Annotated in this window: 17 protein-coding genes; 4 read left to right on the forward strand and 13 right to left on the reverse strand. The window is 49.6% G+C overall.

The genetic code is table 11. From position 1 onward, the window contains the following. Window positions 1-128: 128 nt before the first annotated feature. Complete coding sequence (locus J4772_RS25300; protein ID WP_087569030.1) at window positions 129-551, reverse strand: RNA polymerase sigma factor; 423 nt, start codon at window positions 549-551, stop codon at window positions 129-131. A gap of 661 nt (window positions 552-1,212) precedes the next feature. On the opposite strand from J4772_RS25300, the gene J4772_RS25305 reads away from it, so the two are divergent. Then, on the forward strand, window positions 1,213-1,752 hold the full coding sequence (locus J4772_RS25305; RefSeq protein WP_087569031.1) for an RNA polymerase sigma factor: 540 nt from the start codon (window positions 1,213-1,215) through the stop codon (window positions 1,750-1,752). A 165-nt stretch (window positions 1,753-1,917) separates the two neighbouring features. On the opposite strand, the gene J4772_RS25310 is transcribed toward J4772_RS25305, so the two are convergent. The 3 genes from J4772_RS25310 to J4772_RS25320 form a co-directional block, all read right to left on the reverse strand. Next, complete coding sequence (locus J4772_RS25310) at window positions 1,918-4,242, reverse strand: VirB4-like conjugal transfer ATPase, CD1110 family (RefSeq protein WP_087569032.1); 2,325 nt, start codon at window positions 4,240-4,242, stop codon at window positions 1,918-1,920. Continuing rightward, window positions 4,239-4,595: a PrgI family protein gene (locus J4772_RS25315; protein WP_087569033.1), complete on the reverse strand. Its 357-nt coding sequence runs from the start codon at window positions 4,593-4,595 to the stop codon at window positions 4,239-4,241. Before J4772_RS25315 ends, J4772_RS25310 begins: the two co-directional genes overlap by 4 nt. A 124-nt stretch (window positions 4,596-4,719) precedes the next feature. Next, window positions 4,720-4,905: a hypothetical protein gene (locus J4772_RS25320; RefSeq protein WP_087569034.1), complete on the reverse strand. Its 186-nt coding sequence runs from the start codon at window positions 4,903-4,905 to the stop codon at window positions 4,720-4,722. A 162-nt stretch (window positions 4,906-5,067) separates the two neighbouring features. On the opposite strand from J4772_RS25320, the gene J4772_RS25325 reads away from it, so the two are divergent. Then, the gene (locus tag J4772_RS25325; RefSeq protein ID WP_087569035.1) at window positions 5,068-5,319 is read left to right on the forward strand and encodes a helix-turn-helix domain-containing protein; all 252 of its coding nucleotides are present in this window, start codon (window positions 5,068-5,070) and stop codon (window positions 5,317-5,319) included. 12 nt (window positions 5,320-5,331) lie between these two features. Here J4772_RS25325 and J4772_RS25330 read toward each other — a convergent pair whose 3' ends face one another. The 8 genes from J4772_RS25330 to mobC are packed head-to-tail and all read right to left on the reverse strand — an operon-like array spanning window position 5,332 to window position 12,076. Beyond that, the gene (locus J4772_RS25330) at window positions 5,332-6,171 is read right to left on the reverse strand and encodes a VirB6/TrbL-like conjugal transfer protein, CD1112 family (RefSeq protein ID WP_087569036.1); all 840 of its coding nucleotides are present in this window, start codon (window positions 6,169-6,171) and stop codon (window positions 5,332-5,334) included. Window positions 6,172-6,227: 56 nt separating this feature from the next. After that, window positions 6,228-6,512, reverse strand: a complete 285-nt coding sequence (locus J4772_RS25335; protein ID WP_087569058.1) for a glutamyl-tRNA amidotransferase — start codon at window positions 6,510-6,512, stop codon at window positions 6,228-6,230. A gap of 8 nt (window positions 6,513-6,520) precedes the next feature. Next, on the reverse strand, window positions 6,521-8,299 hold the full coding sequence (locus J4772_RS25340) for a VirD4-like conjugal transfer protein, CD1115 family (RefSeq protein WP_209071906.1): 1,779 nt from the start codon (window positions 8,297-8,299) through the stop codon (window positions 6,521-6,523). After that, on the reverse strand, window positions 8,286-8,477 hold the full coding sequence (locus tag J4772_RS25345) for a hypothetical protein (protein WP_087569038.1): 192 nt from the start codon (window positions 8,475-8,477) through the stop codon (window positions 8,286-8,288). Before J4772_RS25345 ends, J4772_RS25340 begins: the two co-directional genes overlap by 14 nt. 47 nt (window positions 8,478-8,524) lie before the next feature. Beyond that, on the reverse strand, window positions 8,525-9,427 hold the full coding sequence (locus tag J4772_RS25350; protein ID WP_209071907.1) for a hypothetical protein: 903 nt from the start codon (window positions 9,425-9,427) through the stop codon (window positions 8,525-8,527). Then, window positions 9,424-10,374 (reverse strand): PcfB family protein, encoded by a 951-nt coding sequence (locus tag J4772_RS25355; protein WP_246608282.1) that lies wholly within the window; start codon window positions 10,372-10,374, stop codon window positions 9,424-9,426. The genes J4772_RS25350 and J4772_RS25355 overlap by 4 nt, the downstream gene beginning before the upstream one ends. Continuing rightward, window positions 10,319-11,716, reverse strand: coding sequence for a relaxase/mobilization nuclease domain-containing protein (locus J4772_RS25360; RefSeq protein ID WP_209071908.1), 1,398 nt, complete (start codon window positions 11,714-11,716; stop codon window positions 10,319-10,321). Before J4772_RS25360 ends, J4772_RS25355 begins: the two co-directional genes overlap by 56 nt. Window positions 11,717-11,737: 21 nt before the next feature. Beyond that, on the reverse strand, window positions 11,738-12,076 hold the full coding sequence (gene mobC, locus J4772_RS25365) for a plasmid mobilization protein (protein ID WP_087569041.1): 339 nt from the start codon (window positions 12,074-12,076) through the stop codon (window positions 11,738-11,740). Window positions 12,077-13,300: 1,224 nt separating this feature from the next. Here mobC and J4772_RS37640 point away from each other — a divergent pair. Both J4772_RS37640 and J4772_RS37645 read left to right on the forward strand, forming a co-directional pair. After that, window positions 13,301-13,471 (forward strand): transposase, encoded by a 171-nt coding sequence (locus J4772_RS37640; RefSeq protein ID WP_209071909.1) that lies wholly within the window; start codon window positions 13,301-13,303, stop codon window positions 13,469-13,471. A gap of 219 nt (window positions 13,472-13,690) precedes the next feature. Then, entirely contained in the window at window positions 13,691-14,053 is a 363-nt protein-coding gene (locus J4772_RS37645; protein ID WP_209071910.1) for a transposase, read from the forward strand. 277 nt (window positions 14,054-14,330) lie between these two features. Here J4772_RS37645 and J4772_RS25380 read toward each other — a convergent pair whose 3' ends face one another. Continuing rightward, entirely contained in the window at window positions 14,331-14,864 is a 534-nt protein-coding gene (locus J4772_RS25380) for a hypothetical protein (protein ID WP_209071911.1), read from the reverse strand. Between the last annotated feature and the right edge of the window lie 45 nt (window positions 14,865-14,909).

Raw genomic sequence — 14,909 nt, forward strand, 5'->3', positions numbered from 1 at the left:
ATCGATAGAAGCAAGAAGGCCAAAAAAGTCCTTCTACTATCCGTTTCATTTTGGAGCTCGAATCGGGCACTCTACGTTCCATATGTTATGTTTCAAATGATGATCTTTCTACCGATCTCACGGCTCATCTACTCCGATTTTAACAACCGTGCTAGTCGATGAAGTCCCCGTTCAATCGACTTACGAACGGTACTTTCATCAATTTGCTCCGATCGCGCGATCGCTACTTTGCTCATACCCAACATATAATGCGCATAAATGCGTTGCACCCATTTGTCCGGCAATTGACACAGGGCTTTGTACAATTCTTCACGGGAAGCCTTATGTAACAGCAGCTCCTCTGGAGAAGCCGTATTGTACAAGGCTTCTTGCTCAATACCATCCTCCCGATTCAGGGAGAAATAGGCACGATTACGATATCGCTTTAAAATATATGCGTTTTCATCTAATTCAAACTGTCTCAGTTCACGAGCCATCTCTTCTTCTACCTCCACCCAAACATCCGTTTGATAGAAGGGATAGATTTCGCGCAGGTTGACTTTTAGCTTCATTATTACCGCCTCCAGATTGGTTTTTTTGATAAACCAAACCGGAGGCGGAGAACGGCAGCCCTTGCTGCTTGCCCATCGCTTCCTTCGACGTTCTGGCAAACAAAAAGAACCTCCAGCTTGAGAGGTTCCGGCACCAACATATTTCGGCCAACGAATAACCGATTGACTCAAGAAAGCAGACTGCCCACTACCGGCAGCAAGAAATCGGAAAGTAACTAAACGATCGTGCGTTCGAGGAGATCGCATATCTATCAGCTCCTGCCTGCAAGGCAGCACCACTGTGATTGCTTGTCTCGAGTTGTCTTGGCGCTAACCGAGATGCAAATGATGGATGATCGAAACCTCAAGCCTGATACTCCACTTAAATTATTTAGTTCTAAAAGACTATTGGTTGAAGAATCTAAATTAGGTTAATATTCCCTTATATATAATGTCGCTTTATAGTCGCAAAATCACATAAAACGTCAAAAAATTATTGCTCTATGACGAAGGGATTAGGGATTCGACACCATATATCGGGAGTGTCCGCTCGCAGGAGGCACTCCATCTAGGAATGAACAACGCCTTTGGAACCAATTTAGATTACGGAGGGGATTTGCCAGCCGCTCCGTTCCATTAGTCGTTGTCTTTGTACCTGAATTAGAAGGAGGACGCGAATTTGATGAAGCTCAGGAGTAATGAAACGTTTTTCGTGGATGTGTTTCGCAAGTATTTCACCCGAGTTTTGAACTACTGCAAGAGGCTAATGAGGGGACAGGCTATCGAGATGGCCGAGGAATGTGCGCAGAACACCTTTGTACAGGTGCAAGAGAATATCACGGCCTTGCAGGCTCATCCTAATCTAGCGGGATGGTTGTGCAAGACCGCGAGGAATCAAGTGAACGCTTATTACCGGAAGCTCTATCGACGACGAAAGTACGAAATTGCGATCAGCGACAGCATAGCCAATCAACTGACAGCCAATAGTTGTGAATTGTACGAGGTTTTAATCGGCACATTGGACATGAACAAAATGGTTCGTCATGTCTTGCAGCAGCTCAGCCGCACGGAAACGGAATTTTATGTTGATTACTTCAAGGATCACCTTTCCATACACGCGCTCAGCCAAAAATACAACCTCTCGAAAACGGCTGTCACAACGCGAATCTATCGCTTGCGAAAAAAGATCAAGCAAACGGCTCGCCAAACTCTCTTTGGATAGCTGGAATACTTGATTCTATGATAAAATGGGAGGAACCTAGGCCCAGTGCCACAGTTCCTCCCTTTTGAGGTTTCATCATACTTTGAACTGATTGTTACTTAGCGAGCGCATTGGCATGGCGGGCAGCTATCTAGCTCAAGTAGAACGCGGCGAAATCAGGCATGTTTATTCCCCTGGCTTCGTCGTCATCAATTGATACAGCATTGTGTCCCGCGGGAACTGATCGGCGAAGGGTACCAACGAGTTGCCGATCTTCATCAATCCGTTTCCGGCGTCCACATTGGTAATGTAGGAGAGCTGCAAGTCCGAAATGTTCAGCAGCTCAGCGAGCTCCTTCCGATCGGTGCTGGACTGGTTAAGCATCACGATAAATTCGCTATTAGCCAGCATCGTTCGGGCGGTATGGCTTTGCAGCAAATCGTCCACGTTCTGCGTAATGCCCGTACAAAAAGCACCATACTTTCGGACGCGCTTCCACAAGGCGTACAGAAAGTTAGCGCTATATTCGTGCTGGAACAGCAAATAGATTTCATCAATGAAGATATACGTGTTTTTGCCCTTTACCCGGTTTTGCGTGATGCGGTTGATAATGCTATCTAGCACAACCAGCATCCCAATCGGCAGCAATTGTTTGCCCAAATCCAATATGTCGTAGCTGATCAGCCGATTATGAACATTCACGTTGGTCGGTTGGGCAAAGGTGTTCAGGCTACCCGACGTGAACAATTCTATCGCGAGTGCGATGTCCTGTGCCTCCGGCTCCGCTTGCCTAAGCAGCTCCGCATGGAAGTCTCGTAGCGTCGGAGGCTCCCCCTTATACTGGCTCTGCAAAAAACTTCGATAGACACTGGCGGTGCAACGGTCGATCAGCGATTTTTCCTTCGCCCCGAGCGGATACCCGCCCATCAACTGCTCACACAGCGACAACACAAACTCGGACTTCAGAATGATCGGATTGGCTCCGTCGCCATACTGCCGGTTCAAATCCATGGCATTAATGTGGTTCGGCGATGTGGCCGAGATATGAATCGTCTCGCCGCCAAGCGCCTTCACCAAGGCGGAATATTCCCTTTCCGGGTCGATCAGGATCACATCATCGTCGCTTGCCAGCACCTGATTCACGATTTCCCGTTTTGCCGTGAAGCTTTTGCCGGAGCCGGGAACGCCCAAAATAAAGCTGTTTCCGTTAAGCAATTGCTTGCGACTGGCAAAGATCATGTTTTTGCTGATGACGTTCTGCCCTTGGTAAACGCCGCCGGGATGCATGACCTCCTGGGCGCGAAACGGGATGAAGACTGCCGTGCTTTCGGTCGTGAGCGTCCGCAACGCCTGTACCTTGCGCAGCCCATACGGCAACACTGTATTCAGGCCGTCCATCTGCTGGAAGGTCAGCGGAGCAAGCTGGCACAGATGCTTGCGGGCTGTCGTCAGTAAGGCTTCGGTATCCTGGTCAAGCTGCTCCTTGCTCTCTGCAATATGCACCATCGTGAGTAATCCGAACATCATTCGCTGATCCCGGGTGGTCAGGTCGTCCAGAAACTCCTTGCTCTCCTTGCGCTGCTGCTCCATGTTATAAGGGATAACCGCCGAAAAGTTGTTGTTCTTATTTTGCCGCCGCTGCCAGTTCGTAATGTTGGTCTCCACGCCAAGCAGCCGGTTTTCCACCTCCCTCACCGCCTCGTCGGTCGGGATCGGGATGACATCGAGCGACAGCAGCAGGTTTCGATTCAGGTCGCACAGCTCGGCAACCATGCTGTCCTTGATATAGCTGGCGTATTCCCGCAGGAAGATCACGCGGCCGTAGAAACGCCCCATCCGAAAATGATCCCGCTCAAACTCCAGCGTATCTGGACAGATATAGTCCTTGAAATCATGCCCCTTGCGCATCGTTTCCGACAAATCGAAACGAAATCCGCCCTCTTCGCCTATTCGGTAAAAATCATGTAGTCTGCGCAAGCGATCCGTCGCATTCAGCTCCGTACATTTGGAGCCGAGCCGTGTAAAATGCCCGGACAACTCGGCACCGATCCGCGCAAAATATTGCCGCGCTTCCTCAATGTTCTTTTTTGCAATCGAGACGGTGATATATTTTTCCTGATACGTTTCATTGGCACCGGTCGCTTTGTCGAGCAGCATACGATTATATTCTTCCCGGTACGAGTCTAAGCCGTCCTCCCGCAACGGGATCAAAATCGAATCGGCCAGGTCCGTCCGGTTCAGTCGGCGGTTGTTGATTGTAATTTTCGTCGTTGCACCGCTGTCCAACGAATTAAGCAACTCTCCGTATGCGAGGAACATCGCTTCCTTGTCCTCTCGTGAGGCCACAGCATAATTAATATCCTCAAAGCAAAAAGACTTAGAAAATTTGTTGCCAACCAAAAAAATCCCGTCCGGCCACATGGCTCGAATCGGGATCGCTTGCTGAACACCCTTTGGAACGACAAAACGTTCCTTGTCTTGGCTCAGGATGCGCTTGAGCGTTTTAATCATCGTGTCTCCTCCAGACCACGCTGCCGTAGCTTCACCCGCAACGCTTCAACATAATGGTTGGTCGAATGGAAGACGAGCCGCTTCGGCATCAAAAACTCCGACTTTATATACGCCCATAACAATTGCTCTGCGGTCATGCCGTGATACTCAATGAAGCCCAGCGCGGCGTAAGGAGCAGCCCCCAGGATACACATCCAACTCACCGTTTCGATTCCAAAATGGTTGCGTAAGCCAAAGTACAGGCCAATCGCCGCTCCTACAGCCAAAACAGAAAAAAAGAACTGCCGCAAGGACAGTCCAAAGAATAAGCTTTCCGTATACGCCCGGATCTCCCGGTTAATTTTGATCTCCATCTGCATCACTCCCAAGCTAACGATTAATCAGACCACGAGCCCTAAACCTTGTTCATCTTGCTGCTACTCTAAAAAAAACTGACAATGGGGCAGTAACTCAAATGCCCCTGCCCCCTTCCTCCCTTTATCTCACCGTATGACGTCGTTTGGCCTTTCTTTGTTGATATTGAGCAACCAATTCATCTACGATACGGCTTTGCTTCTGAACCTTTGGATTATCTGCCAACGGAATTGATTGTTTTAACGATTCTAATCCAAGTTGGTTCAGCTTTTGCCGTTCCTTTTCCAATATTTTTAGAAAACGGCTCATTCATCCACTCCTCTGTTCGGTTTACATACCCATTCCTTTGTAAATAGTAGACAACGACGGCAGATTTTAATGCGATTATCGGTTTATTTTATTTTAATTCGATATTCGCATTAAAACAACCATGCCATTTCGTACAATGTAAACCATTGTGAGGTGTCCACCATGAAGCATCGAAAAGACCCGCCTGGCGACAAAAATATTATCGGTTCCCGGGTTGTTGTCATTCGCAAAGCAAGGAAGATGAAGCAAAAGGAGTTTCTGGCTCGTCTGCAGACTTTGGGTCTTGATCTCAGTCCGACCAGTCTATCACGTCTAGAAGGCCAAGATCGACTGGTACAAGACTTCGAAGTACTGATTATTGCCAAAGCCTTGGAGATTACTGTCGGCCATTTGCTCGGCGAGGAAACGGAGTAAGAGTTCCGTTCTCTACAAGCCCATCATCTCTCGCACGACTCGATCTGCCATTTTGACAACACCAACCAGAACCAGCATGTTAAAGATCAACTCGCCAATGTAGGTCCAAACCATCGTCACCGCTCCGGCTCCATCTGCAACAGCAGGGGGCGCTTCGGCGAAAGCTGCATAAATGATACAGGCCAGTACAATGATCGCCCCCTCCAGGCATGCCGCCGCATATCCCTTGAGGAAGGAGGTTCCAATGCTTTGGCTCGGCTCACCAGCATATGCTGACAATGGAACAGGCGCTATCGCGGTATACAAATAGATACGGAAAAATCGGCCATAGACAGATAGAATCATAATAAACGACAGCACGGTAATAAACAGGCTGCCAAGCAAGGAGACAATCCACAACGGGATACTCTCCCAAAACCCAACGTCCTCAATCGCCTGTGAAATCGTACCCGGCAGGCTGATCCCTTCCATCGCCCCAAAGCCGGAGTTCCCCATAATGGTCGATATGACGCCTTGTACGATGGTGAACAGCCCCATCATCAACTCCAACCCGTAGGTCACAACCGCCTTGGCGAGAATAAAGCGAATAAACAGTTTGACGGCCAGTTCGGGCCGCTTGATTTCGGCAAAATTGCCCGCTGTTTTCATCACACCTACCACGAAAAACAGCACCAGCAGCGCAAGCCCGGTCGCCTGCAGCGCACCATGGATATCCGTGACGACCTGCCAGATCGCTCCACCTTTAAAATCAGCTGGCGACTGTGTGACTAGCTGCCAAATCTCGTTCATCTTGTCGTTCCAGGTGTTTAACGCGTTCTCCAGATTTTCTTCGACCCAACTGTTTTTCGACATGCTCTCACCCTTTAGTACAGAAGGGGAGTAGCGAGTACTCCCCTTCGGCGTGATCGTTATCCCGCAATTAAAGCTAGAATCTCCTTCGTAAACGTAATAATGATGCCACCTGCCAGGGTTAAAAATCCGTTGGCTCGTTGAGACGGGTCATGCGACTTGAGCGACAAGCCGATCTGAACGATGCCGAAACCCAAGATGATCATCCCTACCGCCCTGATCAGGCCAAAAATGAAATCAGAGAAGTTATTGACCGTCTCCATCGGATCGCCTGCAGCATAGGCCGTCGAAGCCCACAGGGTTCCGAATGCAAGCATCACACCCAACGTTAGCAACCCCTGCATTTTACGCTTCAATGCCGATCATCTCCTTGTAAAATCAACTCTTCTAGTTCTCTCTCTGACAGCAATTCATAGTCGCCTTGCTCATGCAGCATCACCTTCGTCCAGTCCACAGCGTGCTCCGCGTCTCCGTGACGATAGGCTTCTCCATGACCGTCCAGCGTCAATGAAACATTGGGATGCCGAAGCACGTTATACTTCTCATCCAGCACCGGCCGTTCGCCGCGGATAAACAAAATGGCATAACGGTTGTCCAACAGCCGAACCTCGTCCGGCATCAGCAGTTCCCGACCTGTTTGCTGATAATTGATCGAATAACTGCCATTGCGTCCTCTGCTGAGTCCATACGTATTCGTGTCAAGCGTCTCCTTGCCCAGAAGCTCCGACACATACTTATGCGTGGATTGCTCATTGCCCCCGAGATACAGGAACAGGTCGCAGTTGCCGACAATCGATTCCCATTCATCCTTGTACAACGCCTTGAGCTGGGCCAAATTTTGCAGGATGATGGACACCGAAATTTCCCGGCTCCGCATGGTCGAGAGTAGCTTGTCGAACTCTGTTGGCAACGCGACGTTCGCAAACTCGTCCATCACAAAATGGACATGAACGGGCAAGCGCCCCCCATGCCGATAATCGGCTTCATACATCAAGCTCTGGAACAGCTGCGTGTACAGCATGCCGACGATAAAGTTGAAGCTGCTGTCGTTATCGGGAATGACGGCGAAAAGCGCCGTCTTTTTCGTGCCCATAGCGGACAAGTCTAGTTCATCCACCACACTCATGCCTGCAATGGTGGGCAAATTGAACTTTTCCAGCCGTACCCCGAGACCGATGAGAATGGACTTGGCCGTCTTGCCTGCTGCCAGCTTGAAAATGTTGTATTGCTTAACCGCCAAATGCTCTGGCTCTCGCATGGCCAGCCGCTCGAAAAGTTCATCCAGCGGGCTTTGATACGTTTCATCTTCTTCGCGAACCTCCGCTGCTGCGATCATCTCCATCACCATGGGGAAATTTTGCTCCTCGGGCGGCGCTTCGTAGAGCAGGTATAGCACAAGCGCTTCCAGCAGCGCCGTTTCGGAACGCTCCCAAAACGGATCATTCGTATTGCTTCCCTTCGGTGTCGTGTTGCGAATGAGGTTCGTTACCAGCTTTAGTACGTCCTTGTCGTCCCGTAAGTAGGCAAACGCATTGTAGCCGTGCGACAGGTGAGGGTTGATGAGATCCAGCACCTTGATATCGTATCCTTCTGTCTGGAGCAAGCCGCCGGTATCCCGCAAAATTTCTCCCTTGGGATCAAGCACTACAAAAGACGTTGCGGCCTGCATTACGTTCGGCTTTGCATAAAAGCGCGTTTTACCGGCTCCCGAGCCGCCGACCACCAGTACATTCACATTTCGCCGATGCTTGCGGCCGTCAAGGCCGATCCGAACGTGTTGCGTCAGGATTTTGTTTTGCTCCAGCTCTTTACTTCGGTATATGGCATTGAGCTGCTTTGCTTTTCCCCAGCGGGCACTGCCATGCTCCTCACGCCTGCGATAATTACGCAACGAGGACATATACACACCTATACAGACGGCATACGCCAGCGTAAAGAGCAGTAGGCTGCGCGGCGTATCCGCCACCCAACGGATATGGAGGGGATGCTCCATTGCTGCGTTGAGCTGCAACAGCAAGGCAGGCAAGCCTTCCGATAGGGCAGGGGCAGCATGCAGCGCCAGCCAGATGACCGGCAATAAAAATACCGCAACGAGTATAAGCTGACTCGTTGCGGAATTAGCGCGCCGCATGCTCGCTCCGATGCTTCGCTTTTCGATAGGGGGCATCTATCGTTTTCAGCAGCAGGTCATCCACGGCATCTGTCGACCGCCGCTCCCCGATCAAGCCATTACGCAGGGTATTCAGGGCGTTGATGACGATACCATGCTCGTAATGATCCAAGCTAAGAATACGCTCGTCCTCTTTCATTGGCCTTCCTCCCACGTCATCGAAATGTTCATTTGCCAGCCATGGCGTTAACGAACCGTGTCACGGCGACTCGGCTGCTGCCGCAATTGGCCTAGCAGGTGGTACATTCGGCTATTCATCGTATGGGCTGTGTCCCGAATGATAGATAGTTCCGTACGAATCTGTTGAGGCTCCAGCCCTTTCAGCCTTTCTACAACACGGTTTAAGCAAAAGCACGATGTCTCCACGCCAAACTGCTTGCTCAGCATATATGCAACACTGTACGCTTGGGCCTGGTGATCCGAGCGGCTGTAGTCGGCCTTACCCTGATCTAGTTCCGCATGCGCCAGTTCCTGCGCAAGCGAACGAAAAATATCACTTGCCGACAGCCCGCGCCGAATCACAATCTGGCGGACATCCGGCTGATAAAGAGCATGCATGCCCTCTGGCAAGGCGTCGCCCATCTGAATCGGAACGGGAGAGCGATGCATGAGCGCCTTGATCTGGGTTCGTTCATCCGGTGGAGGGGGTAGATCCGGTTTCTCTCCGATAACTTGGGCAACGTCAAACATCTTTTTCGGATTGTAGCTTACTGTTGCGTTGCCATCCTCCCGTTTATAAGTCTCGCCCGGCTCCAAAATATAGAAGCCTGTTTCTTTCCGACGTATGCGAAAACCCATTGCCTTCCAGCCCTCGAAATCGGCAATTCGCGTTGCCTCCGGCCGCTGCGCCATAATAAGTAATGCATTAGAAACACTGTACCGGCCAAAGCGGCTTTGTATATTCAAATACTGTTGAAACTGTTCGCCGGTTTGCACGGCCAAAGCCGTGGTCACGTCAATGGTTTCATAAGTCCATTGGCGCAGCTCCTGTTTCTTCTGCACCCAGGCTTCCTTGTCGAAGGGCTGATCTTGTGCGGTAGCGATCACGGGTGGTGCTTCTTGACGAAACAAATCATCCCATTCGCTCATTTTGATTTCCCCTTTCGCTTGCTACGCTTCGGTGTCTCGATAGGTGCGTTAATGGCAACAGGTGCCATGCCCCGATTCTTCCGTTTGGGCAAGCCGAGCTCCCTCTCCTTCTGCTGTTGCTGCCGCTGTTTCTCCACGGCACGGCTCTCTTCCCGAATCTCGCGCAGCAATTGCCGTACAGACACCTTCGCCTTCGGCTGTTCAAAAATCATTTCGGATGCCTCTCTGTGCGCGGAGATAGGCACGGACGGAGAGAGGCGTTCCACTTGGTTCTGGCTCTCGGATTGGCGAGGCAGAGATAACTGCTCCAACTCCTCCGCTTCGGCCCGCGGCTCTTCCTCGTGCACCTGCTGATCTCTTTCCCGCGCCTCGTTTCCCTGCTCCACCCCTTCCGGCGGTTCCGGCTTTCCCAGAAGTTCGTCCAAAAACTCCTCGCTGATTGCCGCTGCAGGAGCCTCTTGCTCCTCTGCTACCGGCTCTTGATGCTCCGCAGCTTCCATCGCTCGTTCCGCTTCCAGGCTGTCCGGCAGCTTCTCTTGACGGGCTTGTTCAATTTCCTGCCTGATGCTAGCCGTATCCACGGTCGCCAACTGGAAGCGTTCCACGATTCGATTAATTTTGGAGGCATCCTCGGCGCGCACCATCACATCGCACAGACCATCCACGTTCTTTTTGTCCCGCAACGCGCAATACAGGACACCATAGCGCTTCGCTTCCTTGCAAAAGGTGGGCAAGTCCTCATTCCGCACGGCGAATACCTTCAGTTCCTTCCCGCTGCGGAGCAGATTCTCAAGCCGGGTGCGGCCCCTCGTCTGTTTTTGCCCTTGCAGCACGGCGAACAAATAGGCCGCGAGATGCTTTGCACCTTCGCCAGATATTTTCGCCATCACTTCAATACCGCGCAGACTCATGCTGACGACCTGATCGGCCGCCTCGTTTCCGCTCATGGGCTTCTACCTCCTTGTGCCTGGATTTTTCTTCATGCTCTTCATGCTGCCGCAGCTTGTCCTTGATTGTAGCGGAACGCGCCAAAATGCCCGCGCAAAGCCTCACCTCCTTTCGAAGCTGCGCCAGTTGCCAAGAATACTCTGCGATCTGCTCCCGGTGCGCTGCAATCTGCTCGGGTTGTCGGCAACTACGCAAGCGTCTGCGGCAGTTTTGGCGGTCAAGACGCAGTCCCTTCATCTCAGCCTGTCGGGGTTCAACATAGCTGGTCAACTGCACTAGGCTGGCTATCCGATGACGACAGAGCAGCTTGGTTTGTTCAATGATCTGCGACAAGTGACGTAAATCCTCCCTCAACAAAAAAGACGCTCGTCTCCGAGACGAACGGTAGCGAGGCACAATTCCCAGTGCAAACAGATAACGGACATACAAAGCTTGAAGGCCGGTAAGCTTGCGATGCTTGACCAGGCGTTTTCCACGAACCAGAACCACGCGCTTACGATTTGGAAGCGACAGTGCTGATTTTTTCTTGGGCAATGCACTGCCCAAAATTCGTTGCTTGATCGCTTCCTCCCCGTAGGCTTCGCCCAAGATATGTAGGCGAACAAATCTTTCTTTACCTGGTGGACGAACGGCTACATGTTTGACATGTGCCTTGATTTCGTAGCCCGTTGCTTGGAGATATGCATAAAATTGACTCATTGTCCTTGCCCCAGCAATAGCGGCGTCCATGTCCTCCCGAATGACGCCGCGCCATGTCGGCTTGCTTTCCTGATCGGCTCGCCATTCTCCGTACTGCTTGGCTTTCCCGCGCTCCGGCTGCTCAATGACGGATAAGGCATGCTCCCGGCATAGCTGGTCGGAGGTTTTCCGCATTAGCGCATAGGAAGCCTTATTATCGTAGTATCGTTTGCCATCCATGAAGGAGACGGAATTGAGAACAAAGTGATTATGCAAATGATCTTTGTCGAGATGGGTGGCAACTACCACTTCAAAGCGTTCCCCCCATAGCGCTTGCGCCAGCTTCACGCCAATGGCATGCGCCTGCTCCGGTGTCGTTTCCCCCGGCGCAAAGGACTGGTAGCCATGAAATGCGACGATGCCGTCCGTTTTCTGAAACCGCTTCTTGGTTCGCTGCATTTGCTCATGGGCGCTGATGGGATCACAATTGATGCCTCTCACATAAAGCTGCCGCTCTGTTTTCGCATTCGAGCTAGTGTAGGCAAGTGTCTGCTGCAAACCATCCGCTTCCATGCGCCCCTGTTCTGTTTTATCTGGATTGACGGCGTAGTTCAATACACGCTTCAGACGATCGGTCACGTCCCATATCGCGGTCGTAGCCATATTGCTTGTACCCTATGTGGTTCAAGAAAGTGCACTGCGCGACTCCGGCGCAGTCACCGCCTCTTGAATCCGTTGGACAGCTCGACGCAAATCATCCGCTTCACGCTGGAAGGAAGCGTGATCCAGATGACTGGTCGTATGCGCCTTCACCGCAAGCTGGTTCAGGTTATTGCCAATGGCGTGAAGCTCGCGCAGCATAGTGTAATAATCTAGGGGTGGCAACATTTTTGGAACATAGCCGTTAATCAGCGAGCGAAGGTAGGCTTCCCGTGACAGCCCCGACTGTTGCGCTTGCTTTTGAAGCCTTCGAACCTCTTCCTGATTGACCCAAACTTGAATGCGAATGCTTCTTTTTCGCATGTGACGTCTCCTTTCTGAAAATGGAGTTAATCATGAGAACAAGGCATCTTAAGAATGCCCGTTCCAAATACAACCATTTATTCAACAAGCAAACATTTCGATCCGCCAGGCGAGGGTATTAGGGGCGTAGCCCCTAACAAGCGAATTTGGGAGACCAAATTCAGTGCTTGCTGCAACGTTACACGTTGCCCCGAGGCACCTGCCGGGAAAAAGTGGAGCTGCGGGTAAACAAAAAAGACGCCGTGCGGAAACAATGTCATTAAGTTAAGATGCAGGGCCAAAAATCAAAAAAGAGCAGGTTATCGAAAAGATAGCCCGCTCTTTTTTGCATGAAAAAGAAAAAGAACTTGACATGCGGATGGAAGTGTATGGCGTGGCCCCTTGAAAAAAATGAGGAGGTTTCGCCAATGAATGAGTACGCCAATTCGCTTAAAGAAACGCTGACATCTCTCATACGAGGAATGGCAGCTGCACCTTGCACCTTATGTCCAAAACCCTGAAACAGATTTTACTCAAAAAAAGAAGCTACCCTATGAAACGGTCATGGAACTCCTGATCTCCATGGGGGGCAACAGCAACTACAAGGAACTCTTGGAATCACAGGACTAAGACGTAAACACTGCAACCACTTCTGCTTTTGTCCAGCAGAGGAATAAAATTCTGCCGACTGCTGTGGAATTCTTGTTTCACGCATTTACAGAGTCGTATACGGATATCAAGGACTACCGAGGGTATCGGTTACTTGCCATTGACGGTTCCGATTTCCATATCGCAACAGACCCTACGGACACGGCTACCTATTTTCAAAGTCAACCAAACACGAAAGGCTATAACCAGCTGCATTTGAACGCAGCGTATGACCTCTGTAACAGACTTTATGTGGATGCCATTGTTCAGCCACGAAGATTGTGCAACGAAGGAAGGGCGCTCGCTACTATGGTTGACCGTTCCCCCATCAAGGGCAAAACCATTGCGATTGCGGATGTGTTTAATCATTTGAAATTACCCCAAAAAATCTTGGTGCTCTGACGTGGAAAATTTCCAGCACAGTAGACATGGTTTACATGGAGGGGCGGGCATGATAGGCTAGCCTGCCTCTGCGAAGCCCATGGCTTCGCCCTTTCGCAGGGATTCATGCCCGTAGAGGCTCCATGTCAACCGTGTCGTCATTTCCAGCTACAGACGATTTTTATGGGTAACCTAACATGATTTTTCGGGGTAATTTTGCTTGATAAAATACATGCGGATCGTGGTTATGAAAGTTACAACAATTTTGCGCATCTTGAGCGCAAAGGGTGGAACTATGTCATACGAGTAAAGGATTTGAACTCCAGTGGTATTCTTTCGGCTTATGTTTACCCGCTAACGGAGAGTTTGATTTTGAAGTTCATCTGACATTGACAAAAAAACAAACCAAAGAGGTCAAGGCTCATCCCGAGATTTACAGGTTCGTCCCTTCGACGTCTACCTTTGAATTTTTGGATTTGCAAGAGAATTTGTTTTACCCGATTTCCTTTCGGGTTGTTCGTTTCGTCTTGCCGAGTGGCGATTATGAAACCTTCATTACGTTTCCGCCGGTGATTTCCCACCCGATGAACTCCGGGCCATTATCACATGCGATGGGGCATTGAAACCTCTTTCCGGGCCTTAAAATACACCGTCGGTCTAACGAGTTTTCACGCTAAGAAGCAAGCGTTCATTACCCAAGAGATTTTCGCAAGAATGATCATGTACAATTTCGCTGAAATGATGACCTCTCACGTCGTCATTTCCCAAATGGATAAACGGCACCAATATCAAGTCAACTTCACGGTTGCCGTTCATGTTTGTAGACGTTTCCTGCGCTCACGGGACGCCCCGCCCGATGTTAAAGCACTGATTCGCAAAACATTTTGCCGATTCGACCCATTCGACCAGGACAGAAGAATACGCGCAAAATCCGTTGGAAGTCAGCTGTTAGCTTCGTCTAAAGCGTAGCATAATCCCGTTCACATGAACACTTTTTAAAACGGATCTTCCATCCGTTTTATTTGCTGTACGCTTTTTTCATTTCTTGCACCAAAAAAGAAACGGCACAGGACTTTTTCCCATGCCGTTTCGGATCCATTTTTATTGCCGGACTAGACTTTGAGTTTAACTTAATGACATTGACCTTCAGGTGATCCTTTTGATAAATGGATTCTGTAGAGCAAGTGAACTAGGTGGTGCTGAACGTCTCTTTCGGATTTTTTTTTGAAGGCCTCTTAAAAACCAGCTATTTTTCGAGCGAAAATGTATTAACAATTTCCTCGAATTCGTCCTTTGTCAGGGATGGGTTCTGGCTTTGAAATTGATAAATATGTTTATTATCAACATAAATAATGAAGCGCAATTCTGTTATACGCGCATCCACTTTAGATTCAATCGCGTATTTATAAACAGATAAGTTATCTTTTGTTGCCTTTGTAACATCCTCAAGAAGTGTATTATTTGCTTCATTCATTGCTAATGAACTTTGGATCTTTGATTCTAGCCATTTTTCTATACCCTCTTCAGGAATGTCATATGTATCAAATGAAATAAATTTTTCCGTTTCAGTTTCTCTCAAAAGGTCATCACTTTCATAGTCCCACGTCATCGGATATTGAACCGACCAACCGTTACTGCTTTTATATATTTTTTTATCAGAACTTGTTTCAGTTGGCTTATCACTCTCTGTTGGCTGAATCACATTAGCAGGAGTAGATGAACATGCTGAGATTGTAAATAAAATCACGCTAAACAAAATTAAAGTAATCTGTTTTCTCAATTTCATCCCTCCAATTATTGTAGCTGTGTCCCATAACACACCAAG

Origin of the sequence: Cohnella sp. LGH (genome assembly GCF_017671885.1) — a bacterium.
GTDB classification, from domain to species: Bacteria; Bacillota; Bacilli; order Paenibacillales; family Paenibacillaceae; genus Cohnella; species Cohnella phaseoli.

Coding starts and splice junctions, on each gene's coding strand:
- J4772_RS25315 (WP_087569033.1), bottom strand. CDS start 4,595: ATGGAGATCAAAATTAACCGGGAGATCCGGGCGTATACGGAAAGCTTA.
- J4772_RS25340 (WP_209071906.1), bottom strand. CDS start 8,299: ATGCGGCGCGCTAATTCCGCAACGAGTCAGCTTATACTCGTTGCGGTA.
- J4772_RS25310 (WP_087569032.1), bottom strand. CDS start 4,242: ATGATTAAAACGCTCAAGCGCATCCTGAGCCAAGACAAGGAACGTTTT.
- mobC (WP_087569041.1), bottom strand. CDS start 12,076: ATGCGAAAAAGAAGCATTCGCATTCAAGTTTGGGTCAATCAGGAAGAG.
- J4772_RS25300 (WP_087569030.1), bottom strand. CDS start 551: ATGAAGCTAAAAGTCAACCTGCGCGAAATCTATCCCTTCTATCAAACG.
- J4772_RS25335 (WP_087569058.1), bottom strand. CDS start 6,512: ATGCAGGGGTTGCTAACGTTGGGTGTGATGCTTGCATTCGGAACCCTG.
- J4772_RS25305 (WP_087569031.1), top strand. CDS start 1,213: ATGAAGCTCAGGAGTAATGAAACGTTTTTCGTGGATGTGTTTCGCAAG.
- J4772_RS37645 (WP_209071910.1), top strand. CDS start 13,691: ATGCGATGGGGCATTGAAACCTCTTTCCGGGCCTTAAAATACACCGTC.
- J4772_RS25345 (WP_087569038.1), bottom strand. CDS start 8,477: ATGAAAGAGGACGAGCGTATTCTTAGCTTGGATCATTACGAGCATGGT.
- J4772_RS25330 (WP_087569036.1), bottom strand. CDS start 6,171: ATGTCGAAAAACAGTTGGGTCGAAGAAAATCTGGAGAACGCGTTAAAC.
- J4772_RS25320 (WP_087569034.1), bottom strand. CDS start 4,905: ATGAGCCGTTTTCTAAAAATATTGGAAAAGGAACGGCAAAAGCTGAAC.
- J4772_RS25350 (WP_209071907.1), bottom strand. CDS start 9,427: ATGAGCGAATGGGATGATTTGTTTCGTCAAGAAGCACCACCCGTGATC.
- J4772_RS25360 (WP_209071908.1), bottom strand. CDS start 11,716: ATGGCTACGACCGCGATATGGGACGTGACCGATCGTCTGAAGCGTGTA.
- J4772_RS25325 (WP_087569035.1), top strand. CDS start 5,068: ATGAAGCATCGAAAAGACCCGCCTGGCGACAAAAATATTATCGGTTCC.
- J4772_RS25355 (WP_246608282.1), bottom strand. CDS start 10,374: ATGAGCGGAAACGAGGCGGCCGATCAGGTCGTCAGCATGAGTCTGCGC.